General features: G+C 65.1%; 18 protein-coding genes. 15 read left to right on the top strand and 3 right to left on the bottom strand.

What is annotated here, in order from left to right:
• The first annotated feature begins 135 nt into the window (after window positions 1-135).
• The 8 genes from cysG to ACED18_RS03325 all read left to right on the top strand — a co-directional run bounded on the left by cysG (window position 136) and on the right by ACED18_RS03325 (window position 8,935).
• Complete coding sequence (cysG, locus tag ACED18_RS03360) at window positions 136-1,644, top strand: siroheme synthase CysG (protein ID WP_377288987.1); 1,509 nt, start codon at window positions 136-138, stop codon at window positions 1,642-1,644.
• Window positions 1,644-1,955, top strand: a complete 312-nt coding sequence (locus ACED18_RS03355; protein ID WP_377288985.1) for a DUF2849 domain-containing protein — start codon at window positions 1,644-1,646, stop codon at window positions 1,953-1,955. The genes cysG and ACED18_RS03355 overlap by 1 nt, the downstream gene beginning before the upstream one ends.
• A 12-nt stretch (window positions 1,956-1,967) precedes the next feature.
• Window positions 1,968-3,638, top strand: a complete 1,671-nt coding sequence (locus ACED18_RS03350; protein WP_377288983.1) for a nitrite/sulfite reductase — start codon at window positions 1,968-1,970, stop codon at window positions 3,636-3,638.
• An 11-nt stretch (window positions 3,639-3,649) separates the two neighbouring features.
• Window positions 3,650-4,150: a DUF934 domain-containing protein gene (locus tag ACED18_RS03345; RefSeq protein ID WP_377288981.1), complete on the top strand. Its 501-nt coding sequence runs from the start codon at window positions 3,650-3,652 to the stop codon at window positions 4,148-4,150.
• A 182-nt stretch (window positions 4,151-4,332) separates the two neighbouring features.
• Complete coding sequence (locus ACED18_RS03340; protein ID WP_377288979.1) at window positions 4,333-5,145, top strand: ferredoxin--NADP reductase; 813 nt, start codon at window positions 4,333-4,335, stop codon at window positions 5,143-5,145.
• Between the two features lie 493 nt (window positions 5,146-5,638).
• Window positions 5,639-6,424, top strand: coding sequence for a phosphatase PAP2 family protein (locus ACED18_RS03335; RefSeq protein WP_377288977.1), 786 nt, complete (start codon window positions 5,639-5,641; stop codon window positions 6,422-6,424).
• Window positions 6,421-7,338, top strand: coding sequence for an arginase family protein (locus ACED18_RS03330; protein ID WP_377288975.1), 918 nt, complete (start codon window positions 6,421-6,423; stop codon window positions 7,336-7,338). The genes ACED18_RS03335 and ACED18_RS03330 overlap by 4 nt, the downstream gene beginning before the upstream one ends.
• 91 nt (window positions 7,339-7,429) lie before the next feature.
• On the top strand, window positions 7,430-8,935 hold the full coding sequence (locus ACED18_RS03325; RefSeq protein ID WP_377288973.1) for a succinate CoA transferase: 1,506 nt from the start codon (window positions 7,430-7,432) through the stop codon (window positions 8,933-8,935).
• 9 nt (window positions 8,936-8,944) lie between these two features.
• Here the strand turns inward: ACED18_RS03325 and ACED18_RS03320 are convergent, their stop codons facing one another.
• Window positions 8,945-9,586, bottom strand: coding sequence for a MarC family protein (locus ACED18_RS03320; RefSeq protein WP_377288971.1), 642 nt, complete (start codon window positions 9,584-9,586; stop codon window positions 8,945-8,947).
• Between the two features lie 275 nt (window positions 9,587-9,861).
• Here ACED18_RS03320 and gyrA point away from each other — a divergent pair, with 275 nt between their 5' ends.
• Window positions 9,862-12,669 carry a DNA gyrase subunit A gene (gyrA, locus tag ACED18_RS03315; RefSeq protein WP_377288969.1) on the top strand — a complete coding sequence of 936 codons (2,808 nt, stop codon included), beginning with the start codon at window positions 9,862-9,864 and terminating at the stop codon, window positions 12,667-12,669.
• Window positions 12,670-13,031: 362 nt separating this feature from the next.
• On the opposite strand, the gene ACED18_RS03310 is transcribed toward gyrA, so the two are convergent.
• Both ACED18_RS03310 and ACED18_RS03305 read right to left on the bottom strand, forming a co-directional pair.
• Window positions 13,032-13,172, bottom strand: a complete 141-nt coding sequence (locus ACED18_RS03310; protein WP_377288967.1) for a hypothetical protein — start codon at window positions 13,170-13,172, stop codon at window positions 13,032-13,034.
• 16 nt (window positions 13,173-13,188) lie between these two features.
• Window positions 13,189-13,314, bottom strand: coding sequence for a hypothetical protein (locus ACED18_RS03305; protein ID WP_377288965.1), 126 nt, complete (start codon window positions 13,312-13,314; stop codon window positions 13,189-13,191).
• Window positions 13,315-13,560: 246 nt separating this feature from the next.
• On the opposite strand from ACED18_RS03305, the gene coaD reads away from it, so the two are divergent.
• The 6 genes from coaD (at window position 13,561) to tgt (ending at window position 18,071) form a co-directional block, all read left to right on the top strand.
• On the top strand, window positions 13,561-14,049 hold the full coding sequence (gene coaD, locus ACED18_RS03300) for a pantetheine-phosphate adenylyltransferase (RefSeq protein ID WP_377288962.1): 489 nt from the start codon (window positions 13,561-13,563) through the stop codon (window positions 14,047-14,049).
• Window positions 14,050-14,076: 27 nt separating this feature from the next.
• Window positions 14,077-14,640 carry a peptidylprolyl isomerase gene (locus tag ACED18_RS03295; RefSeq protein WP_377288960.1) on the top strand — a complete coding sequence of 188 codons (564 nt, stop codon included), beginning with the start codon at window positions 14,077-14,079 and terminating at the stop codon, window positions 14,638-14,640.
• A gap of 128 nt (window positions 14,641-14,768) precedes the next feature.
• Window positions 14,769-15,284: a peptidylprolyl isomerase gene (locus tag ACED18_RS03290; protein WP_377288958.1), complete on the top strand. Its 516-nt coding sequence runs from the start codon at window positions 14,769-14,771 to the stop codon at window positions 15,282-15,284.
• A gap of 121 nt (window positions 15,285-15,405) precedes the next feature.
• Window positions 15,406-15,855, top strand: a complete 450-nt coding sequence (locus tag ACED18_RS03285) for a DMT family transporter (RefSeq protein ID WP_377288956.1) — start codon at window positions 15,406-15,408, stop codon at window positions 15,853-15,855.
• Window positions 15,855-16,940, top strand: coding sequence for a tRNA preQ1(34) S-adenosylmethionine ribosyltransferase-isomerase QueA (gene queA / locus ACED18_RS03280; protein ID WP_377288954.1), 1,086 nt, complete (start codon window positions 15,855-15,857; stop codon window positions 16,938-16,940). The genes ACED18_RS03285 and queA overlap by 1 nt, the downstream gene beginning before the upstream one ends.
• Window positions 16,941-18,071 (top strand): tRNA guanosine(34) transglycosylase Tgt, encoded by a 1,131-nt coding sequence (gene tgt / locus ACED18_RS03275; protein ID WP_377288952.1) that lies wholly within the window; start codon window positions 16,941-16,943, stop codon window positions 18,069-18,071. It begins immediately after the preceding gene.
• Window positions 18,072-18,181: the final 110 nt, after the last annotated feature.

The following is an 18,181-nucleotide window of genomic DNA, read 5'->3' as shown; positions in this document are numbered from 1 at the left end:
GCGTTTTTCCCCCTGGCCATGGCTTCTGGTAAAAGAAGTTGTCAAAGGAGCCGCAATCGCATTTCCGTACCTTCATTTCGCCGTCGGGATGAAGGATATTCCTGCCACCCCGATCAGGATCGCCTTTCTCTGCCCATGACTGACCGCCTTACCGTTTTTCCAGCCTTTTTCCGTGTCGCGGACAAGCGTGTCGCGGTGTTCGGCAATGGCGACGAGGCGTTTGCGAAAGTGCGGCTGCTCCTCAACACGCAGGCGCATATCGTTGCCTTCGCGAATCAGCCGGAGGCCAATTACGCCGCGCTGCTCGCCGAACGGGGCATCGAGACGGTCCGCGCCCCTTTCGACGCCACGCAGGTCGATGGCGCAACGCTCGTCTTCGCCGCCACCGGCGATGCTGCCTTTGACCGTGAAATCGTGCGCACGGCGCGCGCCGCCGGCATTCCCGCCAATGCGGTGGACCAGCCGGACTGGTGCGATTTCCTGACGCCCGCGCTCGTCAACCGCGCGCCCGTCGCCGTCGCCATCGGCACGGAAGGCGCCGGGCCGGTTCTCGCCCAGATGATCCGCGCCCGCATCGACCAGATCCTGCCGCCGTCGCTTGGCCGTCTGGCGCAGCTTGCGCAGACCTACCGCCGCGCCGTCGAGGTGCTGCTGCCCAAGGGCAATGCGCGGCGCGGCTACTGGAAGCGCTTCTTCACCGGTGATGTGGCGGAAGCGGTCGCTTCCGGCGATCTCTCCACTGCGCGCCGCACCGCGACCCGCATGCTGAAGGCGTCCGGCCCGTCCGAGGGCCGCGTCTTCCTGGTCGGCGCCGGTCCGGGGGCGGAAGACCTTTTGACGCTGCGCGCCCAGCGGCTTCTCATGGAAGCCGATGTCATTCTCTTCGATGCGCTGGTGCCGCAGGCCGTGGTCGATCTCGGCCGGCGCGATGCCGAGCGCATTTCGGTCGGCAAGCGCAAGGGCTGCCATTCCAAGCCGCAGAGCGAGATCAACCAGCTGCTCGTCACGCTCGGGCGCGAGGGCAAGCGCGTCGTGCGGCTGAAGGCCGGCGATCCGCTCGTCTTCGGCCGGGCAGGTGAGGAAATGGCGGCGCTGCGCGAGGCCGGCATTGCCTACGAGATCGTTCCGGGCGTCACCTCTGCGCTTGCGGCGGCGGCCGACTTCGAGCTGCCGGCGACGCTGCGCGGCGTCTCGTCTTCGCTCGTCTTCACCACCGGCCACGACCTCAAGGGCGATATCCTGCCGGACTGGGCCCGCCTTGCCATCTCCGGCGCGACCGTCGCGGTCTATATGGGCCGCTCGGTTGCGGCTTCCGTCGCGGGACGGCTGATGGAGATCGGCGTGTCCGCCGAAACCACCGTCGCCGTGGTCGAAAATGCCGGGCGCGCCGACCGCCGCATGCTGCACGGCACGCTTGCCGATCTGCCGGCGCTTGAGCATCGCGACGAGCTGACCGGGCCTGTCATGGTCATCATCGGCGATGCCGTGGCGGGTGCCAATTTCACGCATTCTAATCCGCTGGCCGAACCGCTGGCCGCCGGGCGCCCTGTCGTGCCCGTTTCGCCCCTTGCGGCGCGGGCGGACGGCGACTACGAACGCATCGCATCCGACATTTCGATATTGCAGACTGGAGAACACCGCTGATGGTCGACAAGGTCCTCACCGCCAACCGGTTGGCCGATGGCATTTCCGTCTGGCTCGATGCTGCCGGCGCGTGGACGGAATCATTGCAGGACGCCTTCGTGGCGCGCCATGCCGAGGCCGTCACGGCGCTCGAATCGGCCGGCAAGAAGGCTTTTTCCGACAACAAGGTGGTTGACGTGAACGTCATCGAGATCGAAGAAGTGGATGGCGTGCTCAGGCCGTTGCGTCTTCGCGAACGCATTCGCGCCGAAGGCCCGAGCATCGACTATGCGGTGGGCTACAAGGGCCTGCACGCCGAAAAGACCGCCTGAGGAAGAGCCGATATGTATCGCTATGACGAGTTCGACCACGCCTTCGTGTCCGCCCGCGTGGCCCAGTTCCGCGACCAGGTCGAGCGCCGCCTGTCGGGCGCGCTGGCCGAGGATGCCTTCAAGCCGCTCCGGCTGATGAACGGCGTCTATCTCCAGCTGCATGCCTACATGCTGCGCGTCGCCATCCCCTATGGCACGCTGTCCAGCCGCCAGATGCGCATGCTCGCCCATATCGCGCGCAAATATGACCGCGGCTACGGCCATTTCACCACGCGCCAGAACATCCAGTACAACTGGCCGCGCCTGTCCGACACGCCTGCCATCCTCGATGAGCTTGCCTCGGTCGAGATGCATGCGCTGCAGACGTCGGGCAACTGCATCCGCAACGTGACCGCTGATCACTTCGCCGGTGCGGCCGCCGACGAGGTCGCCGATCCCCGGCCCTATGCGGAGATCCTGCGCCAGTGGTCGTCCGTCCATCCGGAATTCTCCTTCCTGCCGCGCAAGTTCAAGATCGCCGTGACCGGGGCCGAGCGCGACCGCGCCGCCATTCAGGTCCACGATATCGGCCTGCACCTGAAGAAGAATGCGGCCGGCGAACTCGGCTTTGCCGTCTATGTCGGGGGCGGGCAGGGGCGTACGCCGCTCGTTGCCAAGAAGATCCGCGACTTCCTGCCGGAAGAGGATCTTCTGTCCTACACCACCGCCATCATGCGCGTGTACAACCTGCACGGCCGGCGCGACAACAAGTACAAGGCCCGCATCAAGATCCTCGTCCACGAGACCGGCATCGAGGAACTGACGCGCCAGGTCGAGGCTGAATTCGTTCACCTCAAGGACACCGAACTCAAGCTCCCCGATGCCGACGTGCAGGCCATCGCCGCCTATTTCGCGCCGCCGGCTTTGACCGAGCGTCCCGAGGGCTGGGCGAGCCTTGCCGCCTGGAAGAAGGCCGATCCCGAGTTTGCCCGCTGGGTGCAGCAGAACGTCAATCCGCACAAGCACCCGGATTACGGCAGCGTCACCATCTCCCTGAAGCCGATCGGCGGCATTCCGGGCGATGCGACCGACGTGCAGATGGAGGCCGTCGCCGACATCGCCGAGGAGTTCGCCTTTGACGAAATCCGTGTCAGCCACGAGCAGAACCTCGTCCTGCCGCATGTGGCGCTCGCCGATCTCGAGGCGGTCTACCGCGCGCTGGTCGCCCAGGGGCTCGCCACCGCCAATGCCGGCCTCATCACCGATATCATCGCCTGTCCGGGCCTTGATTATTGCGCGCTGGCCAATGCCCGCTCGATCACGGTCGCGCAGGATATCTCCAATCGCTTCGGCAGCGCCGAGCGGCAGGCTGAAATCGGCGAGCTGAAGATCAAGATCTCCGGCTGCATCAATGCCTGCGGCCACCACCATGTCGGCCATATCGGCCTTCTGGGTGTGGAGAAGAAGGGCGCGGAACTCTACCAGATCACGCTTGGAGGCTCGGCCGACGAGAACACCTCGATCGGCGAGATCATCGGCCGCGGCTTCGAGCCCGAGAAGGTGACGGATGCCGTCGAGACGATCGTCGATACCTATCTCGGCCTTCGCCTCTCTAAGGACGAAACCTTCCTCGACGCCTACAGGCGCGTCGGCCCGCAGCCCTTCAAGACGGCGCTCTACGGCAATGCGCAGGCCGCGGCCTGAGGAGATCTGACATGACGACCCGCATCTGGACCGAAACCGGCTTCGTCGCCGACGATTCCTGGGTTATCGAGACCGAGGAGACCAAGGCCGGCGGCAATGAACGGCCGATCCTCAAGCTTGCCGATTTCCTTGCCGCCGCCGAAGCGGGCGGCGAGGGGCTCGGCGTGCTGATCGCGCCGGCCGACGATGTGACGGCGCTTGCGCCCCATCTCGACCGCATCGCGCTGGTCGCGCTTGCCTTCCCCGCCTTCAATGACGGCCGCGCCTTCAGCCATGCCTCGCTGCTGCGCGCGCGTCTCGGCTATTCGGGCGAAGTCCGCGCCGTCGGCGACGTGCTGATCGACCAGGTGCCGCACATGCTGCGCTGTGGCATCGACAGCTTCGCCGTCACCAATGCGACTGCCCTCCAGCGCCTTGCCGAGGGACGCCTGCCGGGCATCGATCACCATTACCAGCCGACCGCGCGGCCGGCCACCAAGGCCGGCGGCTACAGCTGGCGGCGCGTCTCCTGACGCGGCGCCGTTGCGGTTGTTGAGGCCTCGCCCGGGCTGGCGCGGCCATGCGACGGCGTGAAGCGTTCCGCATCGCGCGAAAAGCGTGTTATTTGGAATGGAATTTCTTCCAAATGCTGCCTGCCTGATTTATGCGGCGATAGTTGACCGCCATCGTCACGATTTTGAGGACGCCCTATCCGATGAATGCTCCCGCCAAGACCGAGGATTTTGCCGAAACCGCGCCGGCCGGCGTCTTCGTTGAAACGGTGACCGAGGTCGCGCATTATACCGATCGCCTGTTCCGCTTCCGCATGACACGCCCGGCAGGCTTCCGCTTCCGCTCCGGCGAATTCGCGATGATCGGCCTGATGGTCGAGGGCAAGCCGATCTACCGTGCCTATTCGATCGCCAGCCCCGCCTGGGACGAAGAGCTCGAATTCTTCTCGATCAAGGTGCCGGATGGTCCGCTGACCTCGCATCTCCAGAAGATCCAGCCCGGCGACAAGGTGCTGATGCGCAAGAAGCCGACCGGCACGCTGGTGCTCGATGCACTCACCCCCGGCAAGCGCCTCTACATGTTCTCGACCGGCACGGGCATCGCACCCTTTGCGAGCCTCATCCGTGATCCCGAGACCTATGAGAAGTTCGAGGAAGTCGTTCTCGCCCACACCTGCCGCGAAGTCGCCGAGCTGAAATACGGCTTCGACCTCGTGGAGGAGATCAAGAACCACGAGTTCCTGGCCGAGATCGTCGGCGACAAGCTCAAGCACTACGCCACCGTCACCCGCGAACCCTTTGCCTTCCAGGGCCGCGTCACCGACCTCATGCGCTCCGGCAAGTTCTTCACCGACCTCGGCGTCCCCCCGCTCGATCCCTCGATCGACCGCGGCATGATCTGCGGCTCGACCGAGATGCTGAAGGACACCAAGACCATCCTCGAGGAAGCCGGCCTTACCGAGGGCGCCAACAACAAACCCGCCGAATTCGTCATCGAACGCGCCTTCGTGGGGTAAGGGGGCGGCATCGGATGCCGGCTCAGCCTCTCGCCAGACATTCGGCTGCCGGCACTGCCGGGCGGGCGCCACGCTATAAACGCCGTCATCCTCGGGCTTGACCCGAGGATCCATCCACTGGCCCTGCGCTTGCCGCATGGATGCTCGGGTCAAGCCCGAGCATGACGGGCGTTGCGGATGCCGATAATAGCTCTCACTGCGGACGCGCGCGGGCTTGATTGCGAGGCGGCAGAGCGCACGGTCATTTTGGCCGCTCCGCAGGTTGGTGCCGCTCAATGGGTGGCGCGCCAACCCCACCCGCCGTCATCCTCGGGCTTGACCCGAGGATCCATGCCACGACTGCAGTCATCGCCGCGTATGTGCCGGGGAAGAACCCGACCAACACGTCGGCAAACCGCCAGTTCCCCCACAAATTCCCGTCACCCCATCGACACTGCCCTCCACCACCCCACATAGTCGCCCGAACGAACACAACAAAAGGGCGCCATACGGCATGACACTCCTCCGCACCATCCTGGCCCGGCGTCCCTGGCGGCGCGAGTTTCTCGCGTGGTCGATGGTGCTCGGGGCCTCGCTTCTGGTGCTCGTCTTCCTGGTGCTGGCCCGCGAGATCATAGAGGGCGAGACGCACCGGCTGGATGATGCGATCCTCACGGCGCTGCGCACGCCGGGCGATCCCTCCGTGCTGATCGGTCCCGCCTGGCTCACCAAGGTGATGACCGACATCACCGCGCTTGGCGGCGTCACGGTGCTGACCCTCATCACCACGCTCGTCACGCTCTATCTGGTGCTGGCGCGGGCCGAACGCACCGCGCTCTTCCTCGTCGTTTCGATCGTCGGTGGATGGGGCCTCAGCAATCTCCTGAAGATCGGCGTCGGCCGCCCGCGGCCGGATCTCGTCCCGCATCTCGTCGAGGTCCACGACCTCAGCTTTCCGAGCGGCCACGCCATGCTCTCGGCGATCGTCTACCTCACGCTGGGCGCGCTCCTGTCGCGGCTGGAAACCCGCAAGCGGCTGCGGTTTTTCTTCATGGCCACCGCCCTCGTCCTCACCCTCATCATCGGTCTCAGCCGCATCTTCCTCGGCGTTCACTACCCGACCGACGTCATCGGCGGCTGGTGCGCCGGCCTTGCCTGGGCGAGCCTCACCTGGTTTGCTGCCCAGCGCCTCCTCGGCTGGCGAACGGCGACGGATCGGCCGGCGGAAGGCGATCCGGATGAGGGGACCCTGGGTGCGGCTGACCGGATGCCAGGTCATGAAAGGGGTAGCCGGCAATGAAAGCAACCGAACAGACATTTCTCGGTCTGCCGACAGTGCCTGAAGGCGGTGTTGCGCCGAAAGCTGTCATTGCCGGCGTTCGGCATGCCACCGCCTATCCGGAGCAGGACTGTGCGGGACACGCAGCCGCCGCAGCCGCGATCCGTGCCGCCAGCCAGGAGGATGCCGGCTTCATCGGGCATTTCGATTTCGATCTCGGCGGGCCGCTCTTTGGCGATGGGCCGGTCTGCTGCATCGATGGCGGCGATATCGACACCACCGCGCATGACAATGCCGCCAATCGGCTCCGCATCGAAGAGACCGTGCAATCCATCCTGTCGTCGTCGGCGGTCCCGATCCTGATGGGCGGCGACTGCTCGGTGACCATCCCGTTCCTGTCGGGCTTCAGCGGCGGCGAGCCCATCGTCGTCGTGCAGATCGATGCCCATATCGACTGGCGGGAGGAACGCTTCGGCGAGCGTTTCGGCTTCTCAAGCCCGATGCGCCGCGCAAGCGAAATGCCGCACGTCGCTGGCATGGTTCAGGTCGGTATGCGCGGGGTCGGCAGCGCCCGTCCAGCCGATGTCGACGATGCGCTGGCCTATGGCAGCCGCTTCGTTCCGGCCCGTGCGGTTCGTACCAGTGGCATCGACGCGGTGGTGGCGCAGGTGCCGAAAGACGCCCGCATCGTGATCACGCTCGATTGCGACAGCCTCGACCCCTCGGTCATGCCAGGCGTGGTCGCGCAGGCGCCGGGTGGCCTGACCTACGCCGAGATCATCGATCTCATCGCCGCGCTTGGCCGGCACGCGCGCATTGCCGGGTTCAATCTCGTCGAATTCTATCCGCCGGCCGATGTCGGCAACCAGTCTGCCATCGTGGCGTCGCGCATCCTCGTCAATGTGATCGGCGCGGTGGTTCGGCAAGGGAGCTGACACGAAACCGATCGCACCCCCTTGAACCAGATCAAGGCCCGCGCCGCCGATCCGTCGGATGAGAGGCACGCCACCAACAAGGAGCGGGCATATGACATGGTCTCACGAGGATATCCGGGCGCGGATCGGCAGCGATGCCCTGATGCAGCGGCTGATGACGGCGGCGGATGCGGCGCGCCTCATCACGGACGGCATGGTCGTCGGCATGAGCGGCTTTACCCGGGCCGGCGATGCGAAAGCCGTGCCGCTGGCGCTTGCGCACCGCGCGCTCACCGATCCCCTGAAAATCACCCTGATGACCGGCGCCTCGCTCGGCCACGATATTGACCGGCGGCTGACGGAGGCCGGCGTTCTTTCCCGCCGCATGCCCTTCCAGTCCGATGCCGTGCTGCGCGCCGCCATCAATCGCGGCGAGGTCATGTTCATCGACCAGCACCTGTCCGAAACCGTCGAGCAGCTGCGCTCCGGCCAGCTTGCGCCCATCGACATTTCCATCGTCGAGGCCGTCGCGGTCAAGGCCGACGGCGCCATCGTTCCCACCACCTCCGTCGGCAATTCCGCAAGCTTCGCCACGCTTGCCAAACGCGTGATCGTCGAGCTCAACATGGGCGACAGCCCGGCGCTGGAGGGGCTGCACGACATCTATCTGCCCGAGCGCCGGCCGAGCCGCACGCCCATTCCCGTCGTCACCGCCGATAGCCGGGTCGGGACCACCGCGATCCGCATCCCCGCCGACAAGATCGCCGCCATCGTCGTCACCGACAAGGCCGACAGCTTCGCCCGCGTCGAGGCGCCGGATGCCGAGACGAGCGCGATCGCCGGGCATCTTCTCGCCTTCTTCGCAAGCGAAACGGCCGCCGGCCGGCTGGACCTGACACAGAACCCGCTGCAGGCCGGTATCGGCGTCATCGCCAATGCGGTCCTGTCAGGGCTGAAGACCGGTCCCTTCGACAATCTCGTCATGTACAGCGAGGTGCTGCAGGACAGCACTTTCGAACTGATGGATGCCGGCAAGCTGCGCTTTGCCTCCGGTGCCTCAATGACGCTCGGGCCGGAGCTGGCGCAGCGCGTCTTTGCCGATTTCGATCGCTACCGCGACAGGCTGGTGCTGCGTCCGCAAGAGATCAGCAACCACCCGGAGATCATCCGCCGCCTCGGCGTCGTCGCCATCAACACGGCGCTGGAATTCGACATTTACGGCAATGTGAATTCCACCCATGTCTTCGGAACTGAGATGATGAACGGCATTGGCGGCTCCGGCGATTTTGCCCGCAACGCCTATCTTTCGATCTTCATCGCGCGCTCCACCGCCAAGAAGGGCGCGCTCTCCTCGGTCGTGCCCATGGTCAGCCATGTCGATCACACCGAGCACGATGTCGATATCCTCGTCACCGAACACGGCCTTGCGGATCTGCGGGGTCTCGCGCCGCGGGAAAGGGCAGGGCGCATCATTGCGGCCTGCGCCGATCCCGCCTTCCGCCCGGCGCTGGCCGATTATGTGACACGCGCCAATCGCGAGCGCGGCGGCCACACCCCGCACATTCTGGAGGAGGCCCTCTCCTGGCATGCCCGGGCAAGGGCGACCGGCCGGATGTGACGCCGCCGTTCACGGCCCCGCATAGGTCGTGAAGGACGCCCGCACGCCATCCACCACGAACTGGGCGGCGAGGGCGGCGAGGATCACGCCGAGAAGCCGCGTCAGGATCGCCCGTCCCGTCACGCCGAGGAACCGGTCCAGCCGGTCGGCGACCGCCATGGATGCGAGCAGGATGGCGAGGCTTGCGATGATGACGAGCAGCAGCTGCACGCGGCCGGCCGCGCCGTCGAAGGCGCCGGAGAGCAGGATGGTCGCGGAGATCGCGCCGGGGCCGGCGATCAGCGGCAAGGCGAGCGGGAAGACGGCGATATTGTGCATGTGGTCGCGGGTGATCGCCACCTCGCCGGTCTTCTCCTTCCGCTCCTGCCGCTTCTCGAAGATCATTTCGAAGGCGATGACGAAGAGCAGGAGCCCGCCGGCGATGCGGAAGGCGCCGATGGAAATGCCGAGCAGAGAGAGAATGCTTTCGCCGAACAGCGCGAAGGCTGCGAGGATGCCGAGCGCGATCAGCGTGCCGCGCAGCGCCACCTGCATGCGCTGCGAGCGGGTCATGCCCACGGTGAGGCTGAGGAAGATCGGCGCCATGCCCGGCGGGTCGATGGTCACCAGCAGCGTGGTCAGCGCATTGATCAGAAGGTCGGTGTTGAGCATTGTTTTTCCCCGCGCGATCCCCGTGCGCCGCGCCCATGCTAGACTGATTTCGGTGGCGATTGAAACGGGCAGGCGGCGGGATTGCCGGCGCTTTCCCTTTCGCCGGCCGGTTTTCCAGCCCCTTTGGGCGTCTAGGGCAGGGGAGATGACGCAAAATCGGTGCATTTGCCGCTAAACAGGCCAAAAGACTGTTCAAAACCACGGCGGAAATTGGCGCTCCATGGCGCGATCCGCTATAAAAATCCATCTGATTCCAACAGAGATCGTGAACGACATTGACGGACCTCACTCCCCCCGGCGGCGGTAAGACGCCCCCCGGCATCGAACCGATTTCGATCATCGAGGAAATGCAGCGCTCCTATCTCGATTACGCCATGAGCGTGATCGTATCGCGCGCGCTGCCGGATGTGCGCGACGGCCTGAAGCCCGTGCACCGGCGCATTCTCTACGGCATGTCCGAACTCGGCATCGACTGGAACAAGAAATACGTCAAGTGCGCCCGCGTCACCGGGGACGTGATGGGTAAGTATCACCCGCACGGCAACCTCGCCATCTATGACGCGCTGGCGCGCATGGCGCAGGACTGGTCGCTGCGCCTGCCGCTCATCGACGGGCAGGGCAATTTCGGCTCCATCGACGGCGATCCGCCGGCGGCCGAACGCTACACCGAGTGCCGTCTGCAGAAGGCAGCGCATGCGCTTCTCGACGATCTCGACAAGGAAACGGTCGATTTCCGCGACAACTATGACGGCACGCTCTCCGAGCCCGTCGTCGTTCCCGCCAAGTTCCCGAACCTGCTCGTCAATGGCGCGGGCGGCATTGCGGTCGGCATGGCGACGAACATTCCGCCGCACAACCTCGTCGAGGTCATCAACGGCTGCATCGCGCTCATCGACAATCCCGGCCTTGAACTTCCCGAACTGATGCAGATCATTCCGGGCCCGGACTTCCCGACCGGCGCGCTGATCATGGGCCGCTCCGGCATCCGCCAGGCCTACGAGACCGGCCGCGGCTCCGTCATCATGCGCGGACGCGCCCATGTCGAGCCGATGCGCAACGATCGCGAGCAGATCATCATCACTGAAGTTCCCTATCAGGTGAACAAGGCGACGATGATCGAGAAGATGGCCGAACTGGTGCGCGAAAAGCGCATCGAGGGCATTTCCGACCTGCGCGACGAAAGCGACCGGCAGGGCTACCGCGTCGTCATCGAGCTGAAGCGCGATGCCAATGCCGACGTCATCCTCAACCAGCTCTATCGTTACACGCCGCTGCAGACCTCGTTCGGCTGCAACATGGTGGCGCTGAACGGCGGCAAGCCGGAGCAGATGACGCTGATCGACATGCTCAAGGCCTTCGTTGCCTTCCGCGAGGATGTCGTCAGCCGCCGCACCAAGTTCCTGCTGCGCAAGGCGCGCGACCGCGCCCATGTGTTGGTCGGTCTCGCCATCGCGGTCGCCAATATCGACGAGATCATCAACCTCATCCGCCGCGCCCCGGATCCGCAGACGGCGCGCGAGCAGTTGATGGAACGCCGCTGGCCGGCCCATGACGTGGAAGCGCTGATCCGTCTCATCGACGATCCGCGCCACACGATCAACGAGGACCTGACCTACAATCTCTCCGAGGAGCAGGCCCGCGCCATCCTCGAACTGCGCCTTGCCCGCCTGACGGCGCTCGGCCGCGATGAAATCGGCGACGAGCTGAACAAGATCGGGACCGAGATCGAGGATTACCTCGACATTCTCTCTTCGCGCCTGCGCATCATGACGATCGTCAAGGACGAGCTTTCCTCGATCCGCGACGAGTTCGGCACGCCGCGCCGCTCGGAGATCGTCGAGGGCGGTCCCGACATGGAAGACGAGGACCTGATTGCCCGCGAGGACATGGTCGTCACCGTTTCCCACCTCGGCTACATCAAGCGCGTGCCGCTCACGACCTATCGCGCCCAGCGGCGCGGCGGCAAGGGCCGCTCCGGCATGGCGACGCGCGACGAGGATTTCGTCACGCGCCTCTTCGTCGCCAGCACCCACACGCCCGTGCTGTTCTTCTCCTCACGCGGCATCGTCTACAAGGAAAAGGTCTGGCGCCTGCCGATCGGCACGCCGCAGTCGCGCGGCAAGGCGCTGATCAACATGCTGCCGCTGGAAGCCGGCGAGCGCATCACCACCATCATGCCACTGCCGGAAGACGAGACAACGTGGGAAAACCTCGACGTCATGTTCGCCACGACGCGCGGCACGGTGCGCCGCAACAAGCTGTCGGACTTCGTTCAGGTCAACCGCAACGGCAAGATCGCCATGAAGCTCGAGGAGGAGGGCGACGAAATCCTCTCCGTCGAGACCTGCACGGACCGCGACGACGTGTTGCTCACCACCGCGCTCGGCCAGGCGATCCGCTTCCCGGTCGACGAGGTCCGCGTCTTTGCCGGCCGCAACTCGATCGGCGTGCGCGGTATTTCGCTCGCCGATGCGGACAGCATCATCTCCATGACCATCGTCGGCCATGTGGATGCCGAACCCTGGGAGCGTGCGGCCTATCTCAAGCGCTCGGCGCTGGAGCGTCGCGCCGCCGGTGTGGATGAGGAAGAAATCGCGCTTGTCGGCGAAGAGGTGGTCGAGGAAGGCCAGCTGTCCGACGAACGCTACGAGGAGCTGAAGGCGCGCGAACAATTCGTGCTCACCGTCTCCGAGAAGGGCTTCGGCAAGCGCTCGTCTTCGTACGACTTCCGCACGTCGGGCCGCGGCGGCAAGGGCATCCGCGCCACCGACACGGCCAAGACCGGTGAAATCGGCGTTCTCGTCGCCGCCTTCCCGATCGAGGACAAGGATCAGATCATGCTCGTCTCCGATGGCGGCCAGCTGATCCGCGTCCCCGTCGCCGGCATCCGCATCGCCAGCCGCGCCACCAAGGGCGTGACCATTTTCTCCACCGCCAAGGACGAGAAGGTCGTCTCCGTCGAGCGCATCAGCGAGCCGGCGGACGAGGATGAGGGCGAGGCTGTCGAGACGATCGAGGGCGAGGCCGTGGTTGCGACGGATGCGCCGGCAGGTGACGCCGCTGAAGGCTCGGTCGAAGAGTGATGTCGGCGGGTGAGGGGGCGTTGGTCGTCGACCAAGGCCTCTGATCTCGCCCCAGGCCGTACTGCGTTCCCAGCGTCATCTAGGGCTCGATCCGAGGATGACGCGGTGGTGGAACGCTGCGAATACCGCGAGCGTGTGGACACGGAGCGAAAAGCGTGGACACCGCGCAAAGAAAAAGCCGGACGGGCAGGGAACCGTCCGGCTTTCCATTTTGCCCGGGAAGCCTTGGCGGTGGCGTCTCCGGGTGAAGCTTCCGACTGGAGGAGGTGTGAGAAGCTTCGGCTTTCAGTAAACTCACGATGTCGGGGAGGAACCTTCGCCCCAATTGGGGCTACTTTAGGTCCTCACCGATAGAAACAGGTTCAAACGCTGAAACCCTTGGTGCTCTGGCGTTCACGAATGAGCGCCTGGCGTTCGCGGTGGAGTTCGGCGAGCGTACGGGTAAAGTCGAACAGGAACACGATACTAATCACTGCTGACGCAAGCATCATTGCTGCAGCCATCGGTGTTCTCCTGGTGTCAGCGGTCGGACAGCAACCGGTGAGACATTTCGTTTTCGCCCTCCGCCTTCAGCGCGCGCAAGGTGGCGAACAGCATGGCAAAGAACATTCCCATCGAAAGAAGCGCTATCAGCATGGTCGTCATCCTTTCTTTCGTGCCATTAACGGGCGAGATCGAGAAATAGTTCCAACTCTTCTTGTGAAACGCTAGCAAACCTGATGTGACGCCGGCGTGAACTGGCTCTTCATATGACATTCAGGTGAGAGCCAGGCTGTTTCGCGGGGAACAAGCCGGGAAAGGCTGTCGCAGGTGGCGGCCTCGACTTGCGGCGCGCGCCCGTCCGTGACAAAAGGCTGCCATCCGAAACGCGGGACAGGAGAGCGGACGGGAATGACGACAGCCTTCTATCCCGGCTCCTTCGATCCGATGACGAACGGCCATCTCGACGTGCTGCAGCAGGCGCTGGCGATCGCCAGCCGCCTCGTCGTCGGGATTGGCGTTCATCCCGGCAAGACGCCGCTCTTCTCCTTCGAGGCCCGCGCCGCGCTGATCCGCCAGGCTCTTTCTGCCGTCACCGATATCTCCGCCGTCACCGTGGTCGCCTTCGACAGGCTGGCGGTCGATGCGGCGCGCGACCATGGCGCGACACTCCTCATCCGGGGCCTGCGCGATGGCACGGACCTTGACTACGAGATGCAGATGGCGGGCATGAACCGGGCCATGGCGCCCGATATCCAGACGGTGTTCCTGCCGGCCGGCACCGCCGTCAGGCCCATTACCGCCACATTGGTCCGCCAGATCGCGGCCATGGGCGGCGACGTCAGCACCTTCGTGCCACCCGTCGTCCACGAGGCGCTCATCAACCATTACCGGCGCTAAAAGCGCCCAGATCCGGAGATCGTTTTCATGTTCTTCAAACGTGCCGCCGTTGCTTTCGTCGCTGTCGCCTGCCTGGCCGGTTCGGCCTATGCGCAGGCCAAGGAGTATCTGACGATCCAGCTGAAGGACGGCCCTGTTGTCATCGAGCTTCGTCCGGATATCGCGCCGAAGCATGTCGCGCAGATCAAGGCGCTGGCTGCTGCCGGCGAGTATGACAATGTCGCCTTCCACCGCGTCATCGATGGCTTCATGGCCCAGACCGGCGACGTTGCGCATGGCAAGATCGGCACCAATTACGACGCCGGTTCTGCCGGTACGGGCGGTTCCTCGCGTCCGGATCTTCCGGCCGAATTCTCCGACGTACCCTTCGAGCGCGGCACGGTCGGCATGGCCCGGTCGCAGGATCCGAACTCGGCCAACTCGCAGTTCTTCATCATGTTCGCGCCCGGCGATTTCCTGAATGGCCAGTACACGGTGGTCGGCAAGGTCGTCGAAGGCATGGAAAATGTCGACAAGATCAAGCGCGGCGACGGCGGCAACGGCGAAGTCACCGATCCCGACCGCATGGTGAAGGTCACCGTCGGCCGCTAAGCGCCGAGACCATTTCGCAAGGCCGCACCGTTCCGGGGACAGGAACGGAGACTGCGGTCCATCCGGGCGAGGTTTCCTCGCCCGCCAACCTCCGAGCACATCTCAGAGACTATAGAAGGAGACAGGCCATGGCCGAGATCAAGGATCCGGAAAACACCATCATCATGGAAACGACGAAGGGCCAGGTGGTCATTCAGCTGTTCCCCGACCTCGCACCCGGTCACGTGGGCCGCATCAAGGAACTGTCGCGCGAAGGCGCCTATGACGGCGTGGTTTTCCACCGCGTCATCGAGGACTTCATGGCCCAGACGGGCGACGTGCAGTACGGCAAGACGGGGGGCGCTGCCTTCAATCCGTCGCGTGCCGGCATGGGCGGTTCGGATAAGCCGGACCTCAAGGCCGAATTCTCCGCAACGCCGCACATTCGCGGCACCTGCTCCATGGCCCGCTCGCAGAACCCGAACTCGGCCAACTCGCAGTTCTTCATCTGCTTCACGGATGCGCCCTGGCTTAACAAGCAGTATTCCGTCTGGGGCCAGGTCATCGAGGGCATGGAAGTGATCGACAAGATCAAGCGCGGCGAACCCGTCAAGGATCCCGACACCATCGTCTCCATGAAGGTTGCCGCCGACCTCGCGGCCTGATAGACGACGCCTACGTTTCAGAGCGGCGCCGCGTCCCTCGCGGGTTCGATATCCAGTCCTGACAGGATCGGATGTCGACCCTTGGGGGCGCGGCGTTCGCCGTTTCCCGAAGGATTGGACGATGGCCGTCTTCTTTTCGGCGCTTCTCGCCATCATCGCCGGTGCCTGCATCACCATCCAGGCCCCCGTCAACGCGGCCCTTGCCCGCGGTCTCGGCATGCCGTTTGCGGCCGCCTGCGTCTCGTTTCTGGCCGGCGCGATCGCGCTCGGCATCGCGACCGCCGTCTCCGCGCAGGTCGAGGGGCGCTGGCCGGCCTTCTCCGTGCCGCAGCCCTGGCTGTTCGTTGCCGGCGGCCTGCTCGGTACGGTCTATGTGACGACTGCGATCCTGCTGACGCCCCGCATCGGCGCCGCCGCCGTCATGGCCTTTGCCGTCACCGGCCAGCTGATCGCCGGCATCATCGTCGATCGCATCGGCCTGCTTGGAATAGCCGTGCGCGAAATCAGCCTTGGCCGCATCGCCGGCGCGCTGCTCTTGATTGCCGGCGCCGTCCTGATCCGGGTGACCTGATGCGCGTCGACCTCTTCGATTTCGATCTGCCGGAAGAGCGCATCGCGTTGCGTCCCGCCAATCCGCGTGAGAGCGCTCGTCTCCTCGTCGTGCGCCCCGATGCCGCGCCGACGCTCGCCGATTTTACCGTCGGCAACTTGCCGGATCTGCTGCAGCCTGGCGATGCGCTGGTCTTCAACGACACCCGCGTCATTCCCGCCCAGCTCGAAGGCTTCCGTCTTCGGGACGGAGCCGGCGAACAGCCGGTGTCTGCGACGCTGCACATGCGCATCGCGGCCAATGCCTGGAAGGCCTTTGCCAAGCCCGGCAAGCGCATCAAGACCGGCGACCGCATCCGCTTCGGCGGCGGGCAGGACAGCACCTGCCTTGCCGGCCAGCTCGATGCGACCGTGACGGCAAAGGGCGAGGGGGGCGAGGTGACGCTGGCCTTCGACCTCTCCGGCCCTGCACTCGACGAGGCGATCGCCACCGTCGGCCATATCCCGCTGCCGCCCTACATCGCCTCCAAGCGCCCGGAGGATGCGGAGGACCGGCGCGACTACCAGACGATCTATGCCCGCGAGGAGGGCGCCGTCGCGGCGCCCACCGCCGGCCTGCATTTCACGCCCGATCTTTTCGAGCAGCTGGCGGCGCGCGGTGTCGAGCGGCATTTCGTGACGCTGCATGTCGGCGCCGGCACCTTCCTGCCGGTCAAGGCCGACGACACCGACGATCATCGCATGCATGAGGAGATCGGCTATGTTTCGCCCGAAACGGCGGCGGCGCTGAATGCCGTCAAGGCGCGCGGCGGGCGCATCGTTTCTGTCGGCACCACTTCGCTGCGCCTGCTTGAAAGTGCCGCGGCCGAGGATGGCACGATCATGCCCTGGTCGGGTGCGACCGGCATCTTCATCACGCCGGGCTACCGTTTCCGCACGGCCGATATTCTGATGACCAATTTCCACCTGCCGAAATCGACGCTCTTCATGCTCGTCTCCGCCTTCTCGGGTCTTGAGACGATGCGCGGTGCCTATGCCCATGCGATCGAGACCGGCTACCGCTTCTATTCCTACGGCGATTCCAGCCTGCTTTTCCGGAAGACCTGAATGACCGAGACCTTCCAGTTCAACCTTCTCGCCACCGATGGCGCGGCGCGCCGCGGCGAGATCACCATGCCGCGCGGCACGATCCGCACGCCGGCCTTCATGCCGGTCGGCACGGTCGGCACGGTGAAAGCCATGTATCTCGATCAGGTGCGTGATCTCGGCGCCGATGTCATCCTCGGCAATACCTACCACCTGATGCTCAGGCCCGGTCCGGAGCGCGTGGCGCGGCTCGGCGGCCTGCACGAGCTGATCCGCTGGCCCTATCCGATCCTGACCGATAGCGGCGGCTTCCAGGTCATGTCGCTGTCCGGTCTGCGCAAACTCGATGAGCAGGGCGTCACCTTCAAGAGCCATGTGGACGGCGCGTTGCACCACATGTCGCCGGAGCGCTCCATCGAGATCCAGGGCCTGCTCGACAGTGATATCCAGATGCAGCTCGACGAGTGCGTGGCGTTGCCGGCGGAGCCGAAGGAAATCGAGCGCGCCATGGAAATGTCGGTGCGCTGGGCCGAGCGCTGCAAGGTCGCCTTCGGCAACCAGCCCGGCAAGGCCATGTTCGGCATCGTGCAGGGCGGCGATATCCCGGCGCTGCGCGTCAAGTCGGCCGAGGCGCTGTCGGCGCTCGACCTCAAGGGCTACGCGATCGGCGGTCTGGCGGTCGGCGAGCCGCAGCATGTCATGCTCGACATGATCTCGACCACGCTGCCGCATCTGCCCACCCACAAGCCGCGTTACCTGATGGGTGTCGGCACGCCGGATGATCTCCTGAAATCCGTGGCGCGCGGCATCGACATGTTCGACTGCGTGATGCCGACGCGTTCCGGCCGGCATGGCCTGGCGTTTACCCGCCGCGGCCGCGTCAACATCCGCAATGCCCGCCATGCCGAGGATATGCGTCCGCTGGACGAGGAGAGCAGCTGCCCGGCGGCGCGCGACTATTCCCGCGCCTATCTGCATCATCTGGTCCGCGCCAACGAGGCGCTGGGCGGCATGCTGCTGACCTGGAACAACCTGGCCTACTATCAGGACCTCATGCAGGGCATCCGCACCGCGATCGAACAAGGCCGTTTTGCCGATTTCATGGCCGAAACGCAGGAAGCCTGGGCGAAGGGCGATATCGATCCCGTCTGAGGATCGAAATTCTCCAAAGGAAAAGATGCACCCTGCACCGCAGCCGGGTTATGCTCGGCGGCGGGGCAGCGAGTCAGCGGCGCAGGCCGGTTTCCCTTGGGGAGGAAGAC

It is taken from the genome of Rhizobium sp. SG2393 (assembly GCF_042610495.1).
Lineage (GTDB): Bacteria > Pseudomonadota > Alphaproteobacteria > Rhizobiales > Rhizobiaceae > RU20A.
This window is presented reverse-complemented; position numbering and strand designations above follow the sequence as displayed.